The sequence below is a fragment of the Exiguobacterium sp. E17S genome, from assembly GCF_057772545.1.
Map to the genome: position 1 here is coordinate 1,715,952 of NZ_JBYLRU010000001.1, position 25,706 is coordinate 1,741,657.

The 25,706-nt window shown below is 35.6% G+C and carries 23 protein-coding genes and 1 pseudogene; 1 reads left to right on the plus strand and 23 read right to left on the minus strand.

What is annotated here, in order from left to right; all coding sequences use genetic code 11:
• Positions 1–252 precede the first annotated feature (252 nt).
• The 21 genes and pseudogenes from AC3B4V_RS08805 to AC3B4V_RS08905 form a co-directional block, all read right to left on the minus strand.
• Positions 253–723, minus strand: coding sequence for a hypothetical protein (locus AC3B4V_RS08805; RefSeq protein WP_488378166.1), 471 nt, complete (start codon positions 721–723; stop codon positions 253–255).
• A 140-nt stretch (positions 724–863) separates the two neighbouring features.
• Positions 864–3,275, minus strand: coding sequence for a hypothetical protein (locus tag AC3B4V_RS08810; protein ID WP_488378167.1), 2,412 nt, complete (start codon positions 3,273–3,275; stop codon positions 864–866).
• A 434-nt stretch (positions 3,276–3,709) separates the two neighbouring features.
• Positions 3,710–4,876, minus strand: coding sequence for a nucleotide sugar dehydrogenase (locus AC3B4V_RS08815; RefSeq protein WP_488378227.1), 1,167 nt, complete (start codon positions 4,874–4,876; stop codon positions 3,710–3,712).
• A gap of 14 nt (positions 4,877–4,890) precedes the next feature.
• Positions 4,891–5,913 carry an NAD-dependent epimerase gene (locus AC3B4V_RS08820; protein ID WP_488378168.1) on the minus strand — a complete coding sequence of 341 codons (1,023 nt, stop codon included), beginning with the start codon at positions 5,911–5,913 and terminating at the stop codon, positions 4,891–4,893.
• A gap of 6 nt (positions 5,914–5,919) precedes the next feature.
• The gene (gene rfbD / locus AC3B4V_RS08825) at positions 5,920–6,768 is read right to left on the minus strand and encodes a dTDP-4-dehydrorhamnose reductase (RefSeq protein ID WP_488378169.1); all 849 of its coding nucleotides are present in this window, start codon (positions 6,766–6,768) and stop codon (positions 5,920–5,922) included.
• Complete coding sequence (gene rfbB / locus AC3B4V_RS08830) at positions 6,765–7,751, minus strand: dTDP-glucose 4,6-dehydratase (protein WP_488378170.1); 987 nt, start codon at positions 7,749–7,751, stop codon at positions 6,765–6,767. Before rfbB ends, rfbD begins: the two co-directional genes overlap by 4 nt.
• 2 nt (positions 7,752–7,753) lie before the next feature.
• The gene (gene rfbC / locus AC3B4V_RS08835; protein ID WP_488378171.1) at positions 7,754–8,314 is read right to left on the minus strand and encodes a dTDP-4-dehydrorhamnose 3,5-epimerase; all 561 of its coding nucleotides are present in this window, start codon (positions 8,312–8,314) and stop codon (positions 7,754–7,756) included.
• A complete protein-coding gene (gene rfbA / locus AC3B4V_RS08840; protein WP_488378228.1) occupies positions 8,311–9,216 on the minus strand; it encodes a glucose-1-phosphate thymidylyltransferase RfbA in 906 nt (301 codons plus the stop codon). The genes rfbC and rfbA overlap by 4 nt, the downstream gene beginning before the upstream one ends.
• Before the next feature lie 525 nt (positions 9,217–9,741).
• Positions 9,742–10,506, minus strand: coding sequence for an MATE family efflux transporter (locus tag AC3B4V_RS08845; protein WP_488378172.1), 765 nt, complete (start codon positions 10,504–10,506; stop codon positions 9,742–9,744).
• 125 nt (positions 10,507–10,631) lie between these two features.
• A pseudogene (locus AC3B4V_RS08850) lies at positions 10,632–11,941 on the minus strand (O-antigen polymerase).
• Position 11,942: 1 nt separating this feature from the next.
• The gene (locus AC3B4V_RS08855; protein WP_488378173.1) at positions 11,943–12,788 is read right to left on the minus strand and encodes a glycosyltransferase family 2 protein; all 846 of its coding nucleotides are present in this window, start codon (positions 12,786–12,788) and stop codon (positions 11,943–11,945) included.
• Positions 12,789–12,806: 18 nt separating this feature from the next.
• On the minus strand, positions 12,807–13,736 hold the full coding sequence (locus tag AC3B4V_RS08860) for a glycosyltransferase (RefSeq protein WP_488378174.1): 930 nt from the start codon (positions 13,734–13,736) through the stop codon (positions 12,807–12,809).
• 4 nt (positions 13,737–13,740) lie between these two features.
• Positions 13,741–14,640 carry an ATP-grasp fold amidoligase family protein gene (locus AC3B4V_RS08865; RefSeq protein ID WP_488378175.1) on the minus strand — a complete coding sequence of 300 codons (900 nt, stop codon included), beginning with the start codon at positions 14,638–14,640 and terminating at the stop codon, positions 13,741–13,743.
• 15 nt (positions 14,641–14,655) lie between these two features.
• The gene (locus AC3B4V_RS08870; protein ID WP_488378176.1) at positions 14,656–15,774 is read right to left on the minus strand and encodes a glycosyltransferase family 4 protein; all 1,119 of its coding nucleotides are present in this window, start codon (positions 15,772–15,774) and stop codon (positions 14,656–14,658) included.
• An 18-nt stretch (positions 15,775–15,792) separates the two neighbouring features.
• Positions 15,793–16,665 carry an NAD-dependent epimerase/dehydratase family protein gene (locus tag AC3B4V_RS08875; protein ID WP_488378177.1) on the minus strand — a complete coding sequence of 291 codons (873 nt, stop codon included), beginning with the start codon at positions 16,663–16,665 and terminating at the stop codon, positions 15,793–15,795.
• A 6-nt stretch (positions 16,666–16,671) separates the two neighbouring features.
• Positions 16,672–17,298 carry a sugar transferase gene (locus AC3B4V_RS08880; protein WP_488378178.1) on the minus strand — a complete coding sequence of 209 codons (627 nt, stop codon included), beginning with the start codon at positions 17,296–17,298 and terminating at the stop codon, positions 16,672–16,674.
• Between the two features lie 19 nt (positions 17,299–17,317).
• Positions 17,318–19,168 (minus strand): polysaccharide biosynthesis protein, encoded by a 1,851-nt coding sequence (locus AC3B4V_RS08885; protein ID WP_488378179.1) that lies wholly within the window; start codon positions 19,166–19,168, stop codon positions 17,318–17,320.
• A 41-nt stretch (positions 19,169–19,209) separates the two neighbouring features.
• Complete coding sequence (gene galU / locus AC3B4V_RS08890; RefSeq protein ID WP_488378229.1) at positions 19,210–20,097, minus strand: UTP--glucose-1-phosphate uridylyltransferase GalU; 888 nt, start codon at positions 20,095–20,097, stop codon at positions 19,210–19,212.
• Positions 20,098–20,288: 191 nt separating this feature from the next.
• Positions 20,289–21,053: a tyrosine-protein phosphatase gene (locus AC3B4V_RS08895; protein WP_488378180.1), complete on the minus strand. Its 765-nt coding sequence runs from the start codon at positions 21,051–21,053 to the stop codon at positions 20,289–20,291.
• Positions 21,054–21,064: 11 nt separating this feature from the next.
• Complete coding sequence (locus AC3B4V_RS08900; RefSeq protein ID WP_488378181.1) at positions 21,065–21,760, minus strand: CpsD/CapB family tyrosine-protein kinase; 696 nt, start codon at positions 21,758–21,760, stop codon at positions 21,065–21,067.
• A complete protein-coding gene (locus AC3B4V_RS08905) occupies positions 21,753–22,484 on the minus strand; it encodes a YveK family protein (RefSeq protein WP_488378182.1) in 732 nt (243 codons plus the stop codon). Before AC3B4V_RS08905 ends, AC3B4V_RS08900 begins: the two co-directional genes overlap by 8 nt.
• Before the next feature lie 199 nt (positions 22,485–22,683).
• Between AC3B4V_RS08905 and AC3B4V_RS08910 the strand changes: the two genes are divergently transcribed.
• The gene (locus AC3B4V_RS08910) at positions 22,684–23,835 is read left to right on the plus strand and encodes a hypothetical protein (protein ID WP_488378183.1); all 1,152 of its coding nucleotides are present in this window, start codon (positions 22,684–22,686) and stop codon (positions 23,833–23,835) included.
• A 37-nt stretch (positions 23,836–23,872) separates the two neighbouring features.
• Here AC3B4V_RS08910 and AC3B4V_RS08915 read toward each other — a convergent pair whose 3' ends face one another.
• Positions 23,873–24,742, minus strand: a complete 870-nt coding sequence (locus tag AC3B4V_RS08915; protein ID WP_488378184.1) for an LCP family glycopolymer transferase — start codon at positions 24,740–24,742, stop codon at positions 23,873–23,875.
• A 244-nt stretch (positions 24,743–24,986) separates the two neighbouring features.
• Positions 24,987–25,700, minus strand: a complete 714-nt coding sequence (locus AC3B4V_RS08920; RefSeq protein WP_488378185.1) for a hypothetical protein — start codon at positions 25,698–25,700, stop codon at positions 24,987–24,989.
• Positions 25,701–25,706: the final 6 nt, after the last annotated feature.

Below are 25,706 nucleotides of genomic sequence, written 5' to 3' on the forward strand. Positions count from 1 at the left end.
AGTAATAGAAGTATCCAGATTTATTATCTATTCCAATGTGCTTAAAGTAAAAGCGAAAGTAAAAGCGCTAGATTTATTGCAAGAAACGCAATACGGCTCTCTTCTTCATCTAATGCTTGATTCTGAGAAAATTAAAGTCGAATTAGGTGTTTAATCCTCCAAAAAATTTACTCGAAATAAATGTGACACACTGATTCATCATCTAGTGTGTCGCTTTTCAAGTATCATTTTTCGTATTCACCTAAAACTGATTTACTTGATTAACACATGAATTGTTTCCGTGTAGGCTGGACCTTGGATGTCGTCATGGAAAACCGATTCCGACCGAACATGATAAAAATAAGTCCCAGGAGAGCTGGTCTTCGTTCTGATGAGGAATGCTTCTGGTTTATCACCGTCCACTCGGAATAGGTACTTGCGAACTTGCTTTTGAACTCCTTTTGAATCAATTTTGAACATGAGAACATTTGTAAATTGACGTTGATCATCTCGATAAGGAGATTTAAAAAATACGGTATGGTAAGTTGTCTTTCCTACACGTTCTTGACTCCACGTATAGCTATGTCTTCTCATTCCTTCATTCTTTTCTAACCCTGGAAAAGTAAGTTGTGTATATCCCATCGCAACGATTTTTGCATCTGCTATTTTAGAATTCGTGAGTACTCCAATAAAAACTAAACTGAACACCAAAATCATTCGAAAATTTCTATTTATTTGTCTCATATTTCTATCCTCCTTATTTACTCTTTTTGTAGTGATGAGATTTGCTGTCGTAATATTTTTTTGATTATTCTATATATATTTTTGTTTATTCGAACTTAAGATGTAGTTATAGAAATCCTTTTTTGACGTTAATCATCCCACTATTTCTTTTTCCGAATCAAGACTTTTTTAGAAACCGATTGTGTATTATCAACCTCATTTTTCAGGATAATTTTAACTGATTTAGTTCCTTTTTTTATAGGAACGACTAGCTTCACTTTGAAGGTTCCGTTATTTGAAGGCTTAACTGCGTATTTTTTATCATTAACAATCAACTCAAAAGATGTTTTACCGGAATTTGTTCCTTTGATTTCTTTGTCTCCAACATATACATTTTGCAATTGCACTTTTGGAAAATTTGTATTCATCACTTTGAACGTTGACCATTGTGAACCTTTTTGACTAACGTTAGTAGCTCGAACCATAATTTTATTAATCGCATTCTTCTTGAAAGGAATTTGTTTTTCAGGAGTATTAACAAAGTACAATTGTCCTACAGGTGAAAATATTTTTTCTTTAATTAATTTGTCATTTGAAAAATATTTAATTTCAATCTTGTTTAGTCTGTCATCTGAAAGCAAACCAAATCCGGGATCTGTATCTGCAATATACTTTGACGCTAAGCGAATCTTAGGTAGAGTAACATCGTCAATTCTTTGATAATATGCATCTTTTATCAGACTATTTTCGCTTGTGATAGTTGCTTCAAAATTCCCAAAATAATCAATTCGAAATGGAGATTTTTCGTCTAACTTAATTTTAAAGATGCCGCTAGCATCTGCTTTTGTCTTATAATCTCTTCTCATCATATAAGAAGACTCATAATTTCGAAAAATAGGTACGTTAAGAAGAACACTAGCAAACGGACTTGTTCGACCTACTAAAGTTGTTGAGTTACTTTTTCCCGTATAATATTCCGGTTTTAAATTTCGTTTAAATATTCCTTTTAGTACAAGTGAATTAAAATCATTGTCTGTTTTTGATAGTGTTAACGTATAGTGATCACCGTCTTGAATCTCAGTAAAATTAATTTGTTTCAATTCCTGTCTCCATTGATCGAACATTAGCTGTTTGAAGTCCCATTCTCCATTTGATTTTTCAATTAAGAGCTCTGCCTTCAAATGAGCATCTTTTCCATACATAGGGTTAAAAACAATTAATTCACCATTTTGAAACTTTAAAGTAGGTTTTGGAATTTCTCTATTATCTATTACATTAAGGTGCTTAATTATTTGGTAACTGTTATCTTTCATTTTTAAAGATATTTGATATCCTAAATTATAGGAGTTTGGAAGCTTTAAATTAATCTGACCTGCTGCGTCTGAAGTAAAGTTTATCGCCAGCCCATTATCTGCTTTAATTTCGAACTCTTTGTTTGGAAGTGTTTTACCTATCAATTCGGTATTTTTAGAAGTTAGGGGTTGCACCAATGAAAACGGGAAAGATTCGACATTGAAACCGGTATCGAAAAATACTTCGATAGTGGATTGCCCGTTTCGGATGACCTTTAATTCGTGTGTCGGATTTTCTGAGAGCAACAGAGAACAGCTAAATATACTCATCGCATCCAATGAACAGTCTTTCTGATCTAGCTGTACTTGCGCATCAGAATAGGTTTTTACTCTAACCGTATTGTCTCTAATATCATGTGTGAAATAAATCGGCTTCTCTTTCTTTGGTAGAAAAGGAGCAATTTGAATTTTTCGATTATATAAGGGAACGTTCGATCGCGCATCTTGTATCGTAAACGCTGCTCCTTCTTCTAATTCGGATGGAGACAACGGAATGTGAACATCAATTTTTCCATCTGATTCTAGTTCAATAAATTGCTTTATATTACCCTTCTGGTCTAAGACCTTTAACAGACCGTATGGCCAAGCTTTCCCTTTTAATCGTGAGCCTTCGACATCAAATGAATCAAGACTTAATGCTTCTGATTCATTTGCCTGTTTCGTCACTACCTTACTTTTTTCACCATTTCCATATAAATCGTCTCGACCAAAGAATTTCAGCTCATCAGATTGCTTTTTGGGTACCCGTAGTGAACCATTCCCGGAATAAGTTTGTCCTTCATAGATTACATAGATTTTGTAATCGTCTTTACTTTCGAACACAAACTGATTGTCCTGAATTCCAAGATAGGAAGGCGGCGGAATGCGATTCGGATCATCTATATCAGCGTCAGTCGCGTTCTGAGTGATTGTTTTTTGCTCGAATCCATCCTTGTCTTTTTGAAAGAGAACAATTTTTTCATTTTCGACAGATTGTTTCAATGAAATTGAGAATTCTCCTTTTTTATTGCTTTTCACCGTAAATAATTGATGCTTGAATTGAAGATATGCTTTATCCTCCGGTTGAATCTTTCCATAAATCGTTGAACTACTTTTTTGAAAAGGAAGTATAGTAAAAGAAGACTCTGTTGCTTCGATTCTAGACGGTAGACATAATAAGATGAGATATATACTTAATAAAAGACCTACTCGCCTAATTTTGATTTTGCTAATATTTTTCATGTTCTGTTTCCTCCACTAAATATTAATTTTACTAGTATCACGCAATCCACAAGCTTAATAAGAATACACATCATCTCATTTTAATTGTTAATAAAATTCCATTTTAAATTATACATGTCAACAAAATTATTTCCCTGATTTATAATTTAAAAATATATAACAAGTTATCTGCATCATGTATGATTAATATCTCCTACTAATTGAACAATTTAATTATTTCAACTTCCTACCTAAAAAAAAGATTTTATCCGCTATTGATTCCCCCAATAATTCTAACTAATTCTTTACACATGATTTTAATGTTCTATTTTTAATTAAACCACTTCTATATTCGCTTACAGAGAGATTCAGTAAACTAAAAAACCATCTAAGAATTAAACTCAGATGGTCTTCCAATAGTAGTATTATTATATTTTTACTAACATCAAACATCATTAATCTCTACTATACAAATCTCGCGTATAAACCTTCTCTTCCACATCACTCAACTCTGAATGCATTCGATTCGAAATGATGATATCCGATTCTTGCTTAAACGCTTCAAGATCACGAATGACACGTGAGTTATAGAACGTATCTTCCGTCAAGACTGGTTCGAAGACAGTCACTTCAATTCCTTTTGCCTTGATCCGTTTCATGATGCCTTGGATGGATGACGCACGGAAGTTATCCGAATCCGTCTTCATCGTCAGACGATAGACACCGACGACTTTTGGATTTTGTTTGATGATCGTATCCGCAATGTAGTCTTTCCGTGTCCGGTTCGCTTCGACGATTGCACCGATGATGTTGTTAGGAACATCCTCATAGTTCGCAAGCAGCTGCTTCGTATCTTTCGGTAAGCAGTACCCACCATAACCGAATGATGGATTGTTGTAGTGATTCCCAATCCGGCTATCGAGACCGACACCTTCGATGATTTGCTTTGTATCTAAATTTCGTACTTCCGCATATGTATCAAGTTCATTAAAGAACGCGACACGCATCGCAAGATAGGTGTTTGAAAAGAGCTTGATCGCTTCTGCTTCCGTCGAGTCAGTCAATAAGACAGGGACGTCTTTCTTCACTGCCCCTTGCAGTAATAAGTCAGCGAACTGTTGCGCACGCTCTGACCGTTCACCGACGACGATACGCGATGGATAGAGGTTGTCATGTAACGCCTGTCCTTCACGCAAGAACTCTGGTGAGAAGACGATGTTCGATGTATCAAATTTTTCTTTTAATTCTTGTGTATAACCTACTGGTACGGTCGACTTGATGACCATCGTGGCATCCGGATTAATCGCAAGTACCGTTGCGACGACGCTTTCGACTGTCCGTGTGTTAAAGTAATTGCGCACCGGATCATAATCTGTCGGCGTTGCGATGACGACGAATTCTGCTTCTTTGTAGGCTTCGAAGTTATCTGTCGTCGCGTGTAAGTTCAATTCCTTATGTTGAAGGAAGTTTTCGATTTCTGCGTCAACAATTGGTGACTTACGGTTGTTAACCATTTCGACCCGTTCTTTAATGATATCAATCGATGTGACTTCATTATGCTGGGCGAGTAATACGGCCATCGATAGACCAACGTATCCTGTTCCTGCTACCGTGATTTTCAATGATCTCATCCTTTTCACAACTTTACATTGTAATATTCTTTATACCAATCGACGAATTTCCCAAGTCCACCCTCGATACTTGTACTCGGCTTGAATTCAATATCTCGTTCTAGTTCCGAAACGTCAGCGTATGTACGAAGAACATCTCCTGGTTGCATTTCCATGTATTGTTTGTTCGCTTCTTTTCCAATCTTCTCTTCCAATACATTTATAAATTTCATGAGTTGAACGGGCTGGTTATTCCCGATATTGTAGACACGGTATGGGGCAAAGCTCGCACCTAATTCATCCGTACTTTCATCCCACTCCAGATTTGGTTCCGGTGCTCGTGGAATTAATTTTGTAATTCCTTCTACGATGTCATCGATATACGTGAAATCGCGTTCCATTTTCCCATGATTAAAGACCTTAATTGATTTTCCTTCAATAATATCTTTTGTAAAGGAGAAATAAGCCATATCTGGGCGTCCCCATGGTCCATATACCGTGAAGAACCGAAGACCCGTTGTTGGAATACTATATAAATGACTATATGTATGAGCCATTAATTCATTCGATTTCTTTGTCGCGGCATATAGGCTAACAGGGTGATCGACGTTATGATTAGTAGAAAATGGTGCTACTTTATTTCCACCATATACAGAACTAGAGGAAGCATACAATAAATGCCGAACTGGATAATGACGACACGCTTCTAAAATATTCAGAAACCCTGTTAAATTCGAATCGAGATACGCATATGGATTTTCAATCGAGTAACGCACACCCGCTTGAGCAGCTAAGTTAATAACATATTGAGGGCGATATTGTTCGAAGACTTCATCCACCTTATTTTTATTTATTAAATCACATTCGATGAAGGTAAAATTGTCTAAACGCTCTAATTGTTGAAGGCGATCTTTTTTCAATTGTAGCTCATAATAGTCATTTAAATTATCCAGCCCAAGTACTGCATGTCCGAGACTCGTCAACCGATTAGTTAGATGCATCCCAATGAACCCTGCCGCACCAGTTATAAGAATTGTACTTTGATTCATCGTATCTCACCCACTTATTTGTTTTTTAAAACGTTCTAACGCATTACTCCAAGTTGGAATATCATAATCAATTTTTTGAGCTGAAGTCAGGTCTAAAATTGAATGTTTCGGACGTAGCGCTTTTTGAGGGAATTCATCTGATGTACATTCGTGAATGACCGTCTGTTTTTCTTTTAATATTTCTTTCGCAAATGTATTCCATGAACATACATCGTCATTCGAGAAGTGATAAATTCCACCTCTTACATTCTGATTTACGATAAACCACATGAAGCGTGCTAGGTCTTCTGAAAATGTAGGTCTTCCGAGCTGATCAGAAACCACCTTTAACTCATTTCGGGTTTCCGAAAGTTTCAACATCGTGTATACAAAATTATGACCATGGATTCCGAATACCCACGATGTCCGAATGACAAATCCATCTTCTCCTAACACCTCTTGAACAGCTTTTTCTCCAGCCAATTTTGCTTTTCCGTACTCATTTAAAGGATTGACAGCGTCTGTAGTTTCATAAGGCGTTTCTTTTGTACCATCGAAAACATAGTCCGTACTCACGTAAATCATTTTTGCCTTGACTGTTTTAGCAGCTTTTGCAATAACCTCAGTCCCTGTAGCGTTCACTAACCAGTTCTGTTCTTTCCCCTCATCCTCTGCCGCTTCAACATTCGTATATGCAGCAGCATGAAGAATCCAGTCTGGTTGAATCGAGTTCACGATGGTTTGAACTGCTCTCTCATTTGTGATATCCAGTTCTGATTTTGTAAAAGCACTAATCTCAAACACTGAAGCGTCGATTGATTCAACAAGATCTTTTCCTAATTGCCCGTTGGCACCTGTTATAATGACTTTCTTCATTTAACTAGTGTCGCTTTTTCTTTGAGTGGACGCCACCAAGCTTCGTTTGCTAGATACCAGTCGATAGTTTCAATAATTCCTGTATCAAATGTATATTTTGGTTTCCAACCGAGTTCTGTTTCTAATTTAGCTGGATCAATCGCATAACGACGATCATGTCCTAAACGATCTTCTACATACTTCACTAAGTCAGAAGAAACATTCAAACGTTCCACAATCAAGTCTACGATTTGGTTGTTTGTTCGTTCGTTATGCCCACCCACATTGTAAACTTCACCTGACTTACCATTATGGAAAACTAAATCGATTGCCGCACAATGATCGGTTACATGCAACCAATCTCGAATATTTTCACCATCACCGTAAATCGGTAATTCTTTTTGATCCATCGCATTGGTAATCATCAATGGAATGAGTTTTTCAGGGAAATGGAATGGACCATAGTTATTCGAACAGCGTGTAATATTGACATCCATGCCGTATGTTTCAAAGTAAGACCGTACCAACATATCTGCCCCTGCTTTAGAGGCCGAGTAAGGACTGTTTGGTGCAAGTGGAGTATCTTCAGTAAAGTATCCTTCTGCACCTAGAGAACCGTACACTTCGTCTGTCGATACTTGTACATATTTTTTTAAATTATGTTTCCGCGCAGCATCAAGTAACGCAAGCGTTCCTTGGATATTTGTTTCAACAAACACTTCTGGATTCAAAATACTGCGGTCAACGTGCGACTCAGCTGCAAAGTTGATGATTCCGTCTACATCATGCTCTTGAATTAATCGCTCTAACAATTGACGATCAGTGATGTTCCCTTCTACAAACACATGATTTGGATTGTCCATAATATCAGCTAGGCTGTCTTTATTGCCTGCATACGTAAGTAAATCTAAATTAATGATTTTATAAGTAGGATATGTATATAACATATGACGGACAAAGTTACTTCCAATGAATCCAGCTCCACCTGTAACGATAATATTCATGATTATTCCCCACTCCATTCAAAATTGTTTTCTGCTTGTTCAAACGTCGGATGTTTTGTATCTTTATCCGAAAGAATTGGATCAGAAATTGGCCAGTTAATATCTAGTGCTGGATCATTCCACTGAATTCCTCGGTCGTGTTCAGCTGAATATAATTCGTCAACTTTGTAGAAAACATTTACGTCCTCAGTCAATGTACAAAAACCATGTGCAAACCCTTTTGGAACTAATAATTGTCGTTTATTGTGTTCGCTTAGAATAAAGCCTTCCCACTCTCCATAAGTAGGAGAATTTTTGCGCATATCCACAACGACATCGTAGATTGCGCCTGTACCTACACGAACTAATTTTGTTTGCGCTTTTGGATTTAATTGATAGTGCATACCTCGCAAAACGCCAGCTTCTTTTGATAACGAATGGTTATCTTGAATGAAATTATGTTTAATACCCGCCGCATGAAATGTTTCTTCGTTATAGCTTTCCATGAAAAAACCACGGTGATCACCAAATACTTTTGGTTCAAGTAATAATACGTCTTCTAATTTACTTTTAATTACTTTCATAATTGAATACCTTCTTCCTGAGTAAATCGGTCTTTCACAGTGTTAGCGACATGCAAAAGGTATTGCCCATACGCATTTTTCTTTAAAGGTTGTGCTAAATCAATCAATTGTTCTTTTGAAATGTAACCCATGCGATACGAAATTTCTTCTAAACAAGCAATCTTTAATTTTTGTCTACGCTCAATAGTTTCGATAAAAGTAGAAGCTTCGAGAAGTGATTCATGAGTTCCCGTATCTAACCACGCAAAACCACGGCCAAGAAGCTCAACACGTAATGAATTATCTTCTAAATAGCATTTATTTAAATCAGTAATTTCAAGTTCACCTCGGGGAGACGGCTTTAAAGATTTAGCGAATTCAACCACCCGATTATCGTAGAAATACAATCCAGTAATGGCGTAATTACTTTTAGCGACTTCAGGCTTCTCTTCAATTGAAATAACATTTTGCTGCTCATCAAATTCAACAACACCAAAACGCTCCGGATCGTGCACATGATACCCAAACACAGTAGATCCTGACTGTAAGGAAGAAGCTTTTTGTAGAAGCTCTGTGAAGCCATGACCATAATAAATGTTATCACCTAACACAAGAGCAACTGAATCATCACCAATAAAGTCTTCACCAATAACGAAAGCTTGGGCTAAACCATCTGGAGATTCTTGAACTTTATAAGAGAGTGCTAATCCTAGCTCTTTTCCATCTCCAAGAAGTTGTTCAAATCGTGGAGTATCCTCTGGCGTAGATATGATCAAAATCTCTTTAATTCCAGCTAACATCAGCGTTGACATAGGATAGTAAATCATCGGTTTGTCATACACCGGCAATAACTGTTTAGATATTGACTTTGTAAGTGGATAAAGGCGAGTTCCACTGCCTCCTGCTAAGATTATTCCTTTCATTACTAACATTCCTCCGTTTTATCAATAAATTTAACACTAAGAAAATAAATCAAATAAAATATCAGACCAATTAGAAATCGCTCAAAATCTCCTTTGTATAACATTGAAGCTATAATAAAAGTAATTACACTTATATTCTGAACATATATTTGTTTAAATTGACTTATTTTTAATTTTCTTTCCACACAAATTTCTAATAAAATACTTCTTAAAGCTACACTTACGATTAAAACAATTAAAATAAATGTTACATTTTCGAAGAATTTAATAACAACATTAATAGAAAATACAGAAAAAACCAAAATGAAAAGATTAACAATTAAAATCTTCTTTTCTTCTCTATAAACCTTTAGGTATGTGTTATAAAGTATATTCACTTTAGACTCATACAACACAATAGGCAATATAAGGTAAATATATTCAAAAGATTTTCCGTATTGCGGTAACCATATCTCTAAAATCATTATCAATGGAATATAAATCAAAAAATTATTGGTAAGAAAATTCCTAACTGCTTTTTTAAATTCATATATATTTTTTTGAAGCATCTAAATTAATTCTTCTTAGATGGGGAAACAATATTAATCCAATCTGATTAATGAACATTAGGAAAAAGCTTACTATTATTAAGGCGAAAGAAATTACACCAAATGTTTTTATCCCCCAGGTGCTTTCAATAGCTAATCTAGGATAACCCATTATTAATAATCCTGATATATTTGCAAATAATAAAGGGATACCAATATAAATATTCCCCATTATGTTATTTATTGTAATTTTAATATTTTCCAATCTGTAAAATATAAAATCACGAAAAATATACAATAGATATCCAAATGAAACCATTTTACTACCTGTAAAAGCTAGTATATATAATTCATAGTTATTAACATTATTGAAGATTAATATAAATAAACAAATTATGAAAAGACATTTTTCGATAAGTATAGAAATTACATATTTTTTTATTTCATTAGTAGCTTGAAGAATATACATCAAAAAGAAAGATCCATTAGTTACTGGAATTAAAAGAAATGTAAATAATAAAACATGATTTTTTTCTATAGAAACATTAAAATAATTGGTTATACTTATTAGAAAAAAAACTATTAACATTTGTATCACAAAAGCCACTTTAAACTGAGACGATATTCTTTTTATATTTATTTCGTTTAACTTCTTACCGCCCTCTTTTAGATAAATCCCATCATTTAAACCTAAGTGAAAAAAACCTATGTAAGATGTATACAGTAAAAAAAGTTGCCAGTAACTAAAATCAACAATTCCCATAAATTTCGGAACAATTAATATCATCAATACGTTAACTGATAAAGTTAGCATCTGAGCACTAATTGAATATATAAAATTTATAAGCAATGGATTTTTTGCCTTTTTTAAATTTAGTATCATAACATTTAGCCTAATTTCTCTTTTTTAATTTTTAATGGAACTTTTTTGTCAACAATAAAATAATATAATATAACTACACCTAGAGCTTTTACTAATCCATTTAAAGATAATACCAACATGAATAATCGTTCCTCGATTGCTCCTTCCGATATAGGATAATAAAACATTGCAAATATTATTATTAAACTTGTTACTCTAGAAGTATTTTTAATAATCATTAAAAATACTGTGTACAACATTCCAATGAAAAACTGAATAAAAATCATGCCTAATACTGAAAAATCTTGAATATATCTTCTTAATGGTGTGTAAACATTAACACTATCATAGCCAATATAGAAATTTTCTAACGGCGCTCTAAGTTTAGGAAAATCTAGTCCTATTTGATTTAACGATGCATACAAACCAAATAAAGTGTTGCTTCCTATCCAGTCGCTAGGATATATAGTATTCATTTTCAAAAAGACATCTAGACCTACTATTGATCCGCCTATATAAAGTGATAGAGTACGAGAAAAACCTAAAAAACTTTTATCAGTCAAAAAACCTAATACAAAGAAAGCAAACATGAAAAAAGAATAGATACTAAAGAATATAAAAGTAGCTTTGTATTTTTAGAGTTCCATCCATTTTTTTTCTTATATAGAATAAAAAAAGTAATTAATGTCATAGTTAATATTTGAATGAAAATCTGTCGACCTGTCGTAAGAATCATTTGGAGACAAAAGAAAATAACTGGCAAATATATAAATTTACTAAGTCTATTTTCTTTATAAAATATCTTATTGTATATGATATAAAATATATAAAAATATGCAATTGAGTTACTAAATGCTAGCCCTATAGATAAAAACGTATTAAATCCATATTCTGAAGTTTGACTTCTTGCATATTTCAACATCATTGTCATACCTTCATTATTCCCACCTAGAATAGATAACCTGTATACTTCTATAAATGTCCAAATAAATATAGCTAACATGTAAGTAATACTTAAAAATAAAAACAAATTGCTTAAGTGAATCTTTTTAAATATAATTTCTGATTTCACAATATTATTATCTTTTTTTCTTGAATTAAATAAAAAGCGTATAATCATTTCGCCAATTCCTAATGAAATAGACGCTATGATAATAATAAATACTGTCTTTTGTGAAATATCAATGTGCCAATTTGTATAATTTAACATCACTACTGTACTACTAATCAAATATACTGAGTTTGAAACAAACCATGGTGAAATTATATCTTTACCTGACAAAAAATAAGATATCACGGTCAACATAAGCAATATAATTATAAGAACAAAAATCATATTATATTCCTTTCTTTTTTGTCATTTTGGTTCCATCGATCACACCACGAAAAATATACTGAATTTTTTCTATTTTTTGTTGTTCAAATATGAATGTTTTTATAGTCAATTTTGCAACACTTAATAACTTTTTTATTTCAATTTTTTTTCCTTTAGTCGATAAATAAACTAAATTTCTTGCTATATAGTACTTTCTATATTTATTATGATTTTGAACTGTGTAATTACCAAATAACGTCTTTATTGTTTTGCTGATACCTATTTCATGATTTAAAATCACATTATTGATTTTAATTACAAAGTATCCATTAGCTAATACTCGTTCACAATATTCAAAGTCAACATAATCAATGAATAATACATCATCGAATTCTCCAATTTCTCTCCATAATTTTACATTAGTTAATGCAGCTGATGTAATCGCATTTTTTACGTAAACATAGTCTTTATTATCAATTTCTTTTGACTTAATGTATCCTACGTTTCTATCAAATATATTCGGAGATATTATTGCCACTTTTTTCAAATTTACGTATTTTTTATATTCTGCAATTATGTTACTAGGCGATATTGAATCTTGATCTAAAGTTAAAACCCACTCTACCTTATTTTCAAATGCATAGCTCATTATTTGATTTAATGCTGTTGCTATTCCTAAATTTTTATTGTTTTTAATGACTAAAATTTTGTTGCTAATTTTCGACACAAAAGAAAACAACTCATTTATGTTTTTAGAGCTGTTATCTACAATAACAAGATTATCTACCTGAGTTATAATACTATTAATATTTTTTTCGAGTAGATTTAGTTCAGGATTAAATGTAACGATTCCAGCAATTATTCTCATTATTTACTCCTTTACTCACTAATAAACTCTTAAAATGATTTTTATTTTAGTTAAAATATTTAATACAACACTGTTTGTTTTAATTTTTTTGTCAAGTATGAGATTAAAATAATGAAAAACATTTTTTTTGTAATTAACAATTTTTTGTAATATCTCTTTATTTTCATCATTTAAGCTATTTTCATTTTTGGATGATAAATTTTCTAGTAATATTTGAGCTGTTTTATAATTATAATTTTTATTTCGTTTGATGATTTTTAATTCTTTTTTTAATCTTCCAATGAGTCCTTGATTTATTCCTGTAACATTATTTCCATGTTGTCTATATTTTATATAGGATTGTTCATCAAAACATATTTTAGCATTTAAACAAATACAAATTTTGTATAACCATGCATCATGACCACCTATAGAATGCTTTATTAAGCCTGTAGATATTAATTTATCTATAATATTTTGATTGAACACCATTGTACAACCAGATATATTAAATCTACTTAAAACAGTACCTAGTAACAGACTACTTTCGTTGTAACTTTTATATCCTATTTTATTTAGATTGCTATCAACTATTTCTAAACTTGAAAAATACAACTCGTATTTATTTGATTTTTTATTTTCTTTTAACATATTTATTGCACTTATTAATTTGTTATCGTACCAATAATCATCTTGATCGCAAAATGCATAGTAATGTGAACTATTATTACTTAGTTCTATTAATTTCATAAAACTTTTTTTATAGCCTAAATTTTTACCAGGAAATAAATATATTTTATCGTACTTTTCTTGATATTCTCTAATAATTTCAAGAGTTTTATCTGTAGAACCATCATCTCTAATAAAAATTTTAACATCTATATTTTTTTGATGAAGGACGCTCTCTAATTGTTCTTTCAAATATACTTCTCCATTGAATGTAGACATTAATACACTTACAGACTCCATTACCTTATCCCTTCTTAACTTTAGGTAGTTTAAATTTTTCCCCTAAAATAAAATCAAATTTATCTTCTGAGAAATATATATATCCAGCCCACGGATAAAATGTTAATTCACCAAAATAAATATTATTATTGACCCAATAAAGATCTACTCGAACATGAGGAAAATCATTAGAAAGTTTCTCAGCAATTTTAATCATTTCATCTAGTCGTTCAGGTCTTTTTATATTTTTTCCTATGTTAGGATAATCAGTGCTTGTTTTTATAAGATTCCAATCAGCATTATATATGTTTCGTTTGTGACCTATATCTCTATCAACATCAACAACTATGTATTCCACTTTTCCATTAAAACAAAAGATTTTGTAATCGTTTATTCCAGAAAATTCATTATTTTTATCTTCTATTAATTCTTCAACAATAATTTTAGGTTCTATATTTTTATAAGCCCACTCTCTACTAGCCGAAAAAATATTTCGTTTCATCCATTTATTTAATTTATTTTTAGTTGATTCGATGTCAAATTCTTTTTTATCTTTGCATATATAATTTGTACCACTACCATTAGTTGTTTTTATTATAAATTTATCCGGTAGATCATCTAAATTTATCAAATTCGGATCATTATAAACTCCGTATAAATCAACTAAAATTTCTTTCAATCCTTTACTTTCTACATATTCACGTACAGAAAATTTATCTGCACATTTTGTCATCAGATCATCGCGATAATTTAGTTTATACCACTGTACTTTTTCAGAGTATCTTTTTGGTGAATTTAAATTTAGATTTTTATTTAGTTTTATCTTGTGTTGAATTTTTAACATTATTCTATCAGGTATGAATTTCATTAAATTTAATATCGTAAATCTAGTTTCCTGATTTCTAATTATTTTCTTGTATTCCATTTATCATCGCTACCTTTACAAAGATATATTTTTTATTTCAGACATATATTTATCAACAACAATATCTCTATTAAAATGCTTTTCAATCTTTTCCCTTGAATATTTACTCATTTGTTCTCTCGAACTATTAGATTGAGTCGTTATAAAAAAGTTTATTTTAGATGCTAAATCTTCGGCATCTTTTCTTCTAAAAATGTAGCCATTTTTCTCTATATCTATTGTTTCTCTACATCCAGGTATATCTGATGCAATTAATATCCTACCCATAGCACCTGCTTCTAACAATACATTCGATAAACCTTCTCCTCCATGCGATGGTTGAATTAAACAATGCACATCTTCGATAAAAGGCTTTACGTTTACTTGATATCCTAAATAATTAATTATTCCATCCTTAGCATAGGAATCGATTTTAATAGCTAATTCTTTTTCAGTAGGCTCTATAAATCCTACCAAGTCAAATCGTACTTTTATTCCTTGATTTTTTTTAATTATTTTTGCTGCGTTTAAATATTCTTCAATTCCTTTATCCTTCATTATTCTACCTACAAATATAAATCTAATTTCTTCTGTATTTGGTAAAGGTTTTAACATATACTCAGTTAAATTTACTCCTGATCCAGGAATAACTTCGTGTTTACTTTTGACAATTCCGTTAGATAAGAGAATATTTTCATCATTAGTATTTTGAAAATATATTTTAGATGAGCTTCTTAATCCAAGTTTATATAAAAATACTAATACTCTTTTTAATCCTGTAGAATTTTTAAAGCCACTTCCTAATCCAGTAATGTTGGTTAAATAAGGAATCTTAAATAAATTGCAAGCAATTCCTCCATATAAGTTAGGTTTAATTGTATATGTAAGTACCACACCTGGTTTATATTTTTTTAAGATTTTTAAATAATGATTAAGTAATTTTAAATCTTTAAACGGGTTCGTTCCTCTTCGATCAACGTTAGTTTCAATAAATTTACAACCCCATGATTCCATTATAGGAACTTTTTCCTTATCATAAGGCATTGACAAATAAACCTCATATCCATCTTTCAATAACTGCTGAATCAATTCTTTTCTAAAGTTATAAATTACAAAAGCGTGGTTCCCAAGTAGCATCACTCTTTTATTCTTCATATTTATATTCATCCTCACCTAGTTGTAGCTATGATCAATACTATTTTTTATAGATGTCTCGAAATCACAAACTCTGTAATCGTCGGAGTTTGATAACACTTTTTTATACATTTTATTTCCAAATATTTTATTGATAAAATTGACTTTCTTACTAATGAGTTTTAATCCATAGTTAAATGAGGAGCTAAAATAAACCTTATGTCCACTGTACTTTGCAACGACTTCAATAATTTCTTTTGTACTCACATAGTCAATATTCTGTGGATAAAATACTCCTGCTTTTTCCTTTAAAATGATCTGTTCAATTAAGCAGTTCAAGTTATCAATATAAATCATGCTTCTTTTGTTATCTAAATCAAAAAAAACAGGTGTGATTTTTGCTAGTTTAATCAACTTTTTAAAGTTTCCTTTGCAACCTGGTCCATATACAACTGGTGTACGGATTACTGATGTCTTAAAATTTTCACTATTCATCGATTGAATTTTTACGTCGGCCTGTAATTTACTGTCTCCATAAAAATCAGCAGGAATTGGTATTGTATTTTCATCAATTAGGCTGTATTCACCGATTTTATTATCTAATCCATAAATAATAATACTGCTCATAAAAATAAACTGTTTTACGTTCTCTTTCTTCGCTTTTTCGGCTAAATTTATCGTCAAATCTCTATTAATTTGATAGTACATCTCTTTAAATCTAGGATTGCGAGATACATGTGCAATACCTGCAAGGTGTAAAATGGCATCGTAACCGTTAAAATCGATTTCGCGCCAGTTTTCTCCTCGTACAGATATATACTTTAATTCAATTTCATTATTACTTGATTGAATCCACTCTTTGAATTTCGTTCCAATATATCCGTTCTCACCTGTGACAAGTACCTTTTTCATTAGTGTTTACTCCTTTGTACTTGCTGCTTCTTTTGCCGTAATCGTTCCAGTACCGCCTTCAACTACTCCATCACTTTTCAATACGCTAAAGATTGTTGCAATGAAACAGCGTGAGTCCATGAGAATCCCCATTCGTTGAATATACTCACCATCTAGTTTTGCTTTGATTTCAATTGGTAATTCATCGCGACCGTTGATCTGAGCCCATCCCGTTAATCCTGGTAATGTGTCATTTGCTTTATACTTATCACGCTCATCAATCAAATCATATTGATTCCATAAAGCAGGACGTGGTCCAACAAAACTCATCTCACCTTTTAGGATATTAAACAGTTGTGGTAATTCATCTAAGCTTGTCTTCCGTAAAAACTGCCCAACGCGTGTAATATAGACATCCGGATCAGCAAGTAAATGAGTCGGTGTATCTTGTGGCGTTTCAATATACATAGTCCGGAACTTTAAAATGTTGAAATGACTTTTCTTCAAGCCAACTCGTTTTTGTTTGAAGAAGACTGGTCCTCGTGATTCAATTTTTATCGCCCCCATAATGCATAAAAACACTGGTATCAATACGATACATGCCACAAGCGCTAGAACGAATCCTAACAACCGTTTCACTGTCATATAACTCATTTGCTTTAGCTCCTTATGTTTATACTAATTTTTGTTTTTTTAGCGCAACATCGTTTGCAATATCAAGTAGAGTATTGCGTAGTTGCAATGGATTCAGTTGATGATTTTCGACCATACGAAGTAGTTCTTCAATCGGTTCAGCTTGCTTCGTTCGGCCCACAAAAATTTTCGGATAAATCGCTTCTGGATCGACTTCTCCATCTTTTAATAATTCCTCATACATTTTTTCTCCTGGTCGGATACCCGAGAATACGATTGGCATCTCATCTTCCGTAAAACCACTTAGTTCAATCATATTTTTCGCAAGATCAACGATTTTGACTGGTTCGCCCATATCAAGAACGAATACTTCTCCACCATCTGCTAGAATCCCAGCTTGAATGACTAGACGACTTGCTTCTGGAATCGTCATAAAAAATCGTGTCATCTCTGGATGAGTCACTGTAACAGGTCCACCAGCCTCTATCTGCGATTTAAAGAGTGGAATGACTGATCCACGACTACCAAGGACGTTACCGAAACGAACGACGGCAAATTTTGTCTGACTTCGTTTTCCTAAATCCTGAATGATCATCTCTGCAATCCGTTTTGTCGAACCCATCACGTTCGTTGGGTTGACGGCTTTATCCGTTGAGATCATGACGAATCGTTCTACCTGATGACGGTCGGCTACTTCTGCAACATTTTTTGTACCATAGACGTTGTTTTTTACCGACTCATACGGATTTGCTTCCATTAAAGGCACGTGTTTATGAGCCGCTGCATGAAAGACGACGTCTGGTCGATGTTGCGCAAATACTTCGTCTAAACGCATCCGATCTTGCACATCAGCAATAATTGGCACTAGATTAATCGCTGTCTGTAAACCGCGAAGTTCCCGTTCAATCAAATAGATACTATTTTCACCATGACCGAGTAATACTAACGTCGTCGGATTGAATTGAATGATTTGGCGACAAATTTCTGATCCAATCGATCCACCGGCTCCTGTGACAAGAACCGTCCGTCCTTCAATCTCACTTCGGATTCCTGAGATATTCAGTTCGACGGGCTCGCGTCCGAGTAAGTCTTCAATCGATACATCACGAATTGCGTTGACCGAAACCTTCCCCGTCACGAGTTCTTCAATCATCGGTAAGGTCTGGACATTCTTACAGAGTGTCTTTGCTTCCGTGATCAGTTCAATCCGCCGTTGCTGTGACAACGATGGAATCGCTAAGACGATGGCCTCAATTTTATGTCGTTCGATGACTGCCTTTAAATCCTCCGTCGTTCCTGCAACTTCGATTCCTTGAATCACGAAATGCATATTTTTTGGGTCATCATCGACAAAAGCGACCGGCTTCAATTCATGAAATGGTGAAGCATACAATTGACGAACCAATGCCCGCCCTGCACGTCCAGCTCCAATTACCAATGTTCGTTTTCGCGATTTGATCATGCGACGAGGCAAAGCATATTTCCGCCAATGTTGTCCGATTCCAAGTAGACGTAAGCCTACCCGGATTGCACCTAATAGTAGTAATGAAATACAAAAACTTAATAGTGTGATTCGTTCTAACACTTGTCCAAAGAATAGAACTTGATACACTATTAAGCCGATTGAGCTAAGTCCAAGTGACAAAGACAGTGTCATCGCCTCTTGTACACTCGCATATTTCCAGTTAACACGGTACAGCTTCATAAGAAACGCTACTGTGATGAAGAGTAAGGCAAATACCGTCGCCGATTGCACTAAATCACGACTGTCGATCAATAAAAATAATTCCTTAGGATATAAGAAAAAATATGTAAAGCTCATCGCAACCATTAATGCACAGGCATCCATACATGCTAGTAAAATCGTTCGGTAATAGTAATACTTTTTCACGAACATTCACTCCCTTCAACTAATATTTAAAATGCTGATTTTTAGACAAATGATTTCGATTTGTGTGCTTGTAGCAACTCTTCCATCATTCCTGCTACGTCTTCGCCTAAATCTTCACGGTTCAAGGCAAACTCGAGTGTCGTTCGAATAAACCCTAATTTTTCACCGACATCGTAGCGTTTGCCATCAAATTCGTAGGCAAAGACCCGTTGCATTTCATTGAGTCGTGTAATCGCATCCGTCAATTGAATTTCACCACCTGAACCAACTTGTTGTGTCTCAAGATATTTAAAGATTTCTGGCGTGAGTAGATAACGCCCTAAAATCGCTAAGTTTGACGGAGCGGTTCCTGGTGCTGGCTTTTCGACGAAAGATTTCACCTTATGTAATTGCTCTGAGATGCTTGAGCTTGGATCAACGATGCCATAACGATGTGTATCCTTTTCAAGAACTGGCTGCACACCGATGATTGAACTATTTGTGATTTCATACTGTTCGATGAGCTGTCGTGTACACGGTACATCTGCCTGCACGATATCATCACCAAGCATGACGACGAACGGTTCATTACCGACGAATGCTTTTGCTTGAAGAATCGCATCCCCAAGACCTTTCGGCTTCGATTGACGAATAAAATGAATGTTGATCTTTGTCGTTTCTTCGACTAAGTACAGTAGTTCTGACTTATTCTTCGAGATCAAGTTCGCTTCCAGTTCCGGCACAGAATCAAAATGATCTTCAATCGCTCGTTTTCCTTTACCAGTGATGATCAAGATATCTTCGATTCCTGATTCAATTGCCTCTTCGATGATGTATTGAATCGTTGGTTTATCAACGATTGGTAACATTTCCTTTGGCATCGCTTTTGTCGCTGGCAAAAAACGTGTACCGAGTCCAGCTGCTGGAATAACTGCCTTTTTTACTTTAATCACATAATCATCTCCCATATATAATTTTAGTTTCCCAAATTATATCTAACGTTCCATTCTTTATGTAAAATACAATAACACAGGACACATGTCACTTTCCATAAAGTTTTCCATATTTTAATAATGTAAGCGTTAACATAGAAAAAAGAGAGTGCCAATTCACTCTCTTTCCCTTACCTTGACAAAAAATGTTACACCCATTGTCCTTTCCAATTCTTCTCGACAGGACTCGGGGGATTGATTGTCACGAGTTGGTTCAAGAGAACGGCTTCATTGTTTTCATAAATCTCATCGATCAACCAATCTTCGAACGTTTTTTCAAGCATTCGTTCGCATTGCTTCCAGTAGAACGGACGCTTCTCGAGGTGATGTGCATCACTTGCAATAAGATGGGCTAACCCATTTTCGAGTAAAGCAATCGCAAACCGCTGGACGTCCTTTCCGTATTTACCGATTAAACTAGCACACGTCACCTGGCTGATTGCACCGTTTGAAATTAATTCAAAGAGCAATGATGGGTTTTGAATGATTGCTTTATTTTTTTCCGGATGAGCAACTATTGGGATATAGCCATCCGAAATCAATTCAGCGAAGACTTGGCGGGCATAAGATGGAATACCACTTGAAGGAAACTCAATCAAGATATAGCGTGACTCATTAAGTGTCAGTGCTTGTCCTGCCTCTAACGCTTCCATCAACTCACCAATCAAACGAATCTCATGACCCGGATAAACGGTAAGTGGAATATCACGTTGTTTTAACAAGACGTTAAATTCATTAACTGTTAACTGCACATCAACCTCTTCCGTTTCGAATTGCGGATGATAGAGATGGGGTGTCGCAATGATTCGCGACACTCCCTCTGCGACGGCTTGTTCGGCTAACTGTAAGGCATGTTCGACACTAGCCGGACCGTCATCGACGAGCGGCAAGATATGACAATGGATATCAACCATGTAGATGTCCCTCACTCATAGGAATAGTAGTATTGATATGCTGAATCATCCGTCAGTTCACGACGGTTTAAGACGACACCAAGGATTTTTGCCTCCGCCAGTTCAAGCTGTTCTTTTGCTTTTAAAACCCGTTGACGATCAGATGTTGTACAACCAACGACAAGAACAACACCATCCGTTAGTTTCGAAGTAATCCGACTATCGGCGACTTGCAACAGTGGTGGTGCGTCAAAAATAATGACGTCGAATTCTTCGCGTAGTTGTTCAGCTAGATGCTCCATCGCTCGTGACGACAAAAGTTCCGCTGGGTTTGGCGGAATCGGACCCGCCGTCAAAATTGATAGGTTATCGACTTTCGTTGGTAAGATGGCTTTTTCTTTTTCTGCTTGGCGTGTTAACAGACTCGAAAGTCCAAGCCCATTCGCTACACGGAACGTATAGTGGACCGTCGGACGACGCATATCGGTATCGACGATTAAAACCTTTTTACCTTGTTGGGCATAAGTGACGGCCAAGTTTGATGACGTCGTTGATTTGCCTTCTCCTTGTGTTGCTGATGTGACGAGAATCGCTTGAATCTCACGATCGACGGCCATGAACTCGATGTTCGTCCGAATCGTCCGGTACTGCTCAGCGACAGGTGACTTCGGCTGTGTGACCGTAATCAGCTTTCGTGCGTCTTTATTCATTTTGCTCTTTTTAGCCATGTTGTTGAACCGCCTCTCGTTTTGCTGCTTTTGACGATGACTTGAATACTTTGCTATCGATATCCGGGATGCTACCGAGAACCGGGAGATCAAGAATCTGTTGGACTTGATCTTCTGTCCGGATACGACGATCGAGTACTTCACGTAAAAACGCAAGACCGACACCGAGCAAGAATCCAACGACTGCTGCAATTGCTGTGTTTAAAACAATGTTCGGACTAACAGGTGATGTCGGAATACCTGATTTCGATAAAACAGTAACGTTATCGACGCTCATTAATTTTTGAACATCCGAACTGAAGACCTCTGCAATCGAGTTGGCCATGTTTGATGCGAGTGCTGCATCCGTACTTTGAACCGAGACGTTAATGACCTGTGAATTTTGTTCACTTTCGACCGTGACCATATTATTTAATGCAGCTACATTTGTTGGTGCGTTCGGAACTTCTTTCTGAACCTGTTCTAAAATCGCTGGGCTTTTGATGATGACCCGATATGTATTAACTAATGTGACAGACGACTGGACGGACTGTGCATCGATGACTTCGTTTTCTTGTTTCTTCGGTGTGACGAGAATTTGAGTTCCTGCCTGATACGTTGGTTTAATCAAAAAGCTACTGACGGCAAATGAGATGAGAGCGGCGACAATCGTCAACGCCAAGATGCGCCAGAACGATTTACGTAAAATCGAAAATAATTCCTGTAAGCTAATCGTTTCATTCATGGTCTAATTATTCTCCTTTATTTGTCTAATTCAGTGACTTTCCTACATCAACTAGGACTCAGTATAACAAAATTTTGGGAAATGGTTGATGTTTTTTTAGGAAATGTCATACGTTTATTGAAAAACATTGCGTATAATAAAAGATGAATTGTTACTTTTTACATTCATTTCCGTATCTCGACATAGGAGGAATTTCTTTATGCATCGCTCGCTACAGGCGCTTCAATTCTATACTTCTCACTCAAAAGAGGATATCGCACGGCTTCATGAACGGATTCGTTCGAGCCTTGCTTCAACTGAATCCTTGACGGATACGATGATCCGAATCACCGGTCAACCACCACTGATTCCTTATGACGAAGATACTGTCACGGTCGACGAATGGAATGCATTCCTCGCCGGAAAACATCACGAAACATTAGCTGATTTTTATGGTACGTTGGTCGCACGTCCGGTTCTCGATGAAGATGGACCGCTTCCAAATAAGGAAGAAGAACCATTACCGACACTTTCACGTAGTCATCGCGAACCGGAACCAAAACGCCGTAAAAAAGAAAAAGTCACTAAGTCTTCTCGATCTAAGCGATCAATACCATGGGGCTGGATTGCACTATTGATTCTTTGTTTCTTACTTGGAGCGAGTGGCACTTATGTCTACTCGACATACTTCGTAGGATCTGCAGATACGACACCTAAAACGACTGTCGAAAAACCGGTCACGGTTGAGAAAACAAAGGAAAAGAAACCAAAAGCAACAGAAGAGACTGCCGCTGTTGATGATGTTTTATATGTTAAAACACGCTCCAGTAACATCTACCGAGAAGAAGCGATGACGACATTACTTTATGAAGCAGACTTCGGAGACGGGTATCGCATCGTCAAGAAAACAGACGGCGTGACCGAAATTGAATTATCCGAGGATTTAACAGGATTTATTAAAACGTCCGATACGACAAAACGACTCGAAGGTGAACCGCTTGCTGACGAAACACTCTTAACGTGGGCGAACGATAACCTCGATACGAGTTTTGTGACCGGCACCCTCATTGACCTTATCGGCAAAAGTAGTGAAGAACTGAATAGTCTTTATGGACCAGCCGATCGGACTTTCAATGACGAATTGCATGACTACCTATTTTACGGAAAGCATTTCTTTGTCTTGAAGGACAACAAGGTCATCGCCATTGACTGGACGGAGACGACTATTACCAATGAGCAATTAGCCTCACTTGCTCCACTTCAACTCGAAACGGAATCGACAGGACTCGTCACGAGTAACTCCTATCGTCTTCAACGTTTTGCCAAAGAGGGGACGACAAGCCGGATTCGTCTAGCTGAACAATCGTTCTAAACAAAAGCACCAAATCCTAACGGATTCGGTGCTTTTTTCATTCCATATCGAGTGAATAGCGTAATGCCGTTTGTGTCTCTTTTAATGAATCTTCTGTCGGGTGCCAGTAATAGATCCCGTCGCCTTCTTTTCCACCCGTTCCTTCGAGTTTCAAGTTCTTCTGGTTACGGAAGGCATCCATGTAATCAAAAGCGAGTGTCCGCATCGGTTTGAACGAGACATTTGTCTGGGCATTTTTGCCAACGACGTCCATGATGGCGTTAAAGTTACTGACTGAAACGTCGGACGACAATTTGTTCGCGACTTGGGCAATGACTTCCCGCTGACGCATCTGACGACCAAAGTCACCTCGTGGATCTTCATAACGCATCCGTGTGAACTTCAACGCAGATTTTCCGTCTAAGTTGACTTTACCGACTGGGAAATGTGTCCCACTGACCGTAAAGTCCAAATCATTATTGACCGTTACCCCACCGACTGCATCAACCAACGACGTAAATCCTTCCATGTTGATTTCTGCATAGTAGTTGATTGGGATATTAAGAAACTTTTCGACTGTCTTGATTGCCATCTCCGGTCCACCAAATGAATACGCATGGTTGATCTTATCATTTGTTCCTTTTCCGACGATATCAACCTTTGTGTCCCGGGGAATACTGATTAATCGGCTTTCGTTTCGTGTCGGGTTCAGTGTCATGACCATGATCGAGTCACTGCGTCCACGCTCACCCGGGCGTTGGTCGACACCAAGCAATAGTACTGAAACCGGTTTTTGCTCTTCGACAACTTTGTCTCCTGTATTCTTGACGGGCGATTGAATTTTTTTGACCGTTTGGTCGACTTGATAGTATGTATAGCCGATGAATCCGCCGACACCGACGACGAGGACAAGTGCAATCAATAGCATAATTTTAAGTGGCGTCCAACGTTTTTTTACCTTACGTCTTTTTTTAACTCGTTCCAACTGCGTCCATTCCCTTCTGTGTTTTGCTTCTCGTTAATATCGGTCGTGTATGACAAGACTTACAGTCCGAGTATAACGAAATTTAAGGGTGATTTGTCAAAAACGGGAAAAGATGAAAAAAAGAGTCTTCCAATTGGCAGACTCTTTTTTGCTTCACATCAATCTTGTAAGCTCTTACTGCGGCGCATCATAGCAACGATTCTGTTGCCGATACTTTCTCAAACAGAAAGACTTCATAGATTTTTTTCTTAAAGTTGTAATCCAGGCTGACAAGCATCCGGTTTTTTGGATCTGTCGTCTGGAAAACATATGTTTTCATCATGATCGGATCAGCGAGTCCCTGCTTGATTTCCGCTTTTGAAGCGACCATTGAATAATCAAAGTTTGCCCAATCCATCCAGTCACCTAGCCCTTTACCAGTCAAAACGGCATCGAGTTGTTGTTCTGTCATGCCTTCCGACAGTTTCGCACCTTTTACTAGTTGCATTTTGCTTTCCCGGGCACCCAATTTTGTTTTAGCCGTTATGTTAATTACTTTTGAAGTCAGACGGTAAACCGAGTCCTTCGCTTTCGTCGTAAATGATAACGCCGTATAGGTTGGCGCTACTTTCACTTTCGTATCGTAAAAATTGTAAGTTGCGAACTTCTGACCGTCTTCTTTATCCGCAAACTCTGGCTTTTTCTTTAAAATTGTTGATCCATCTTTTTTCGTTAGCTGCGTTTTATAGCTTTTACCGTAGAGGACTTTTGCAACCTGCTCCATCGTCATACCGGTTTTGAGTGCCTCAAATTGGTTCGTTGCCGTGATTTCGACTTTCGTCGCTGCAGAAGCTGTTCCACTAAATAATGTCGTTCCTGCGATTACTGTTGTTACTGCAACTTTAGTGAATGTTGTTTTCATCTGTAA

Bases quoted from the DNA above. Each gene is read 5' to 3' on its own strand.
- AC3B4V_RS08805 (WP_488378166.1), bottom strand. From the start codon at position 723: ATGAGACAAATAAATAGAAATTTTCGAATGATTTTGGTGTTCAGTTTA.
- AC3B4V_RS08810 (WP_488378167.1), bottom strand. From the start codon at position 3,275: ATGAAAAATATTAGCAAAATCAAAATTAGGCGAGTAGGTCTTTTATTA.
- AC3B4V_RS08820 (WP_488378168.1), bottom strand. From the start codon at position 5,913: ATGAATCAAAGTACAATTCTTATAACTGGTGCGGCAGGGTTCATTGGG.
- rfbD (WP_488378169.1), bottom strand. From the start codon at position 6,768: ATGAAGAAAGTCATTATAACAGGTGCCAACGGGCAATTAGGAAAAGAT.
- rfbB (WP_488378170.1), bottom strand. From the start codon at position 7,751: ATGAATATTATCGTTACAGGTGGAGCTGGATTCATTGGAAGTAACTTT.
- rfbC (WP_488378171.1), bottom strand. From the start codon at position 8,314: ATGAAAGTAATTAAAAGTAAATTAGAAGACGTATTATTACTTGAACCA.
- rfbA (WP_488378228.1), bottom strand. From the start codon at position 9,216: ATGAAAGGAATAATCTTAGCAGGAGGCAGTGGAACTCGCCTTTATCCA.
- AC3B4V_RS08845 (WP_488378172.1), bottom strand. From the start codon at position 10,506: ATGGGAATTGTTGATTTTAGTTACTGGCAACTTTTTTTACTGTATACA.
- AC3B4V_RS08855 (WP_488378173.1), bottom strand. From the start codon at position 12,788: ATGAGAATAATTGCTGGAATCGTTACATTTAATCCTGAACTAAATCTA.
- AC3B4V_RS08860 (WP_488378174.1), bottom strand. From the start codon at position 13,736: ATGGAGTCTGTAAGTGTATTAATGTCTACATTCAATGGAGAAGTATAT.
- AC3B4V_RS08865 (WP_488378175.1), bottom strand. From the start codon at position 14,640: ATGGAATACAAGAAAATAATTAGAAATCAGGAAACTAGATTTACGATA.
- AC3B4V_RS08870 (WP_488378176.1), bottom strand. From the start codon at position 15,774: ATGAAGAATAAAAGAGTGATGCTACTTGGGAACCACGCTTTTGTAATT.
- AC3B4V_RS08875 (WP_488378177.1), bottom strand. From the start codon at position 16,665: ATGAAAAAGGTACTTGTCACAGGTGAGAACGGATATATTGGAACGAAA.
- AC3B4V_RS08880 (WP_488378178.1), bottom strand. From the start codon at position 17,298: ATGAGTTATATGACAGTGAAACGGTTGTTAGGATTCGTTCTAGCGCTT.
- AC3B4V_RS08895 (WP_488378180.1), bottom strand. From the start codon at position 21,053: ATGGTTGATATCCATTGTCATATCTTGCCGCTCGTCGATGACGGTCCG.
- AC3B4V_RS08900 (WP_488378181.1), bottom strand. From the start codon at position 21,760: ATGGCTAAAAAGAGCAAAATGAATAAAGACGCACGAAAGCTGATTACG.
- AC3B4V_RS08905 (WP_488378182.1), bottom strand. From the start codon at position 22,484: ATGAATGAAACGATTAGCTTACAGGAATTATTTTCGATTTTACGTAAA.
- AC3B4V_RS08910 (WP_488378183.1), top strand. From the start codon at position 22,684: ATGCATCGCTCGCTACAGGCGCTTCAATTCTATACTTCTCACTCAAAA.
- AC3B4V_RS08915 (WP_488378184.1), bottom strand. From the start codon at position 24,742: ATGCTATTGATTGCACTTGTCCTCGTCGTCGGTGTCGGCGGATTCATC.
- AC3B4V_RS08920 (WP_488378185.1), bottom strand. From the start codon at position 25,700: ATGAAAACAACATTCACTAAAGTTGCAGTAACAACAGTAATCGCAGGA.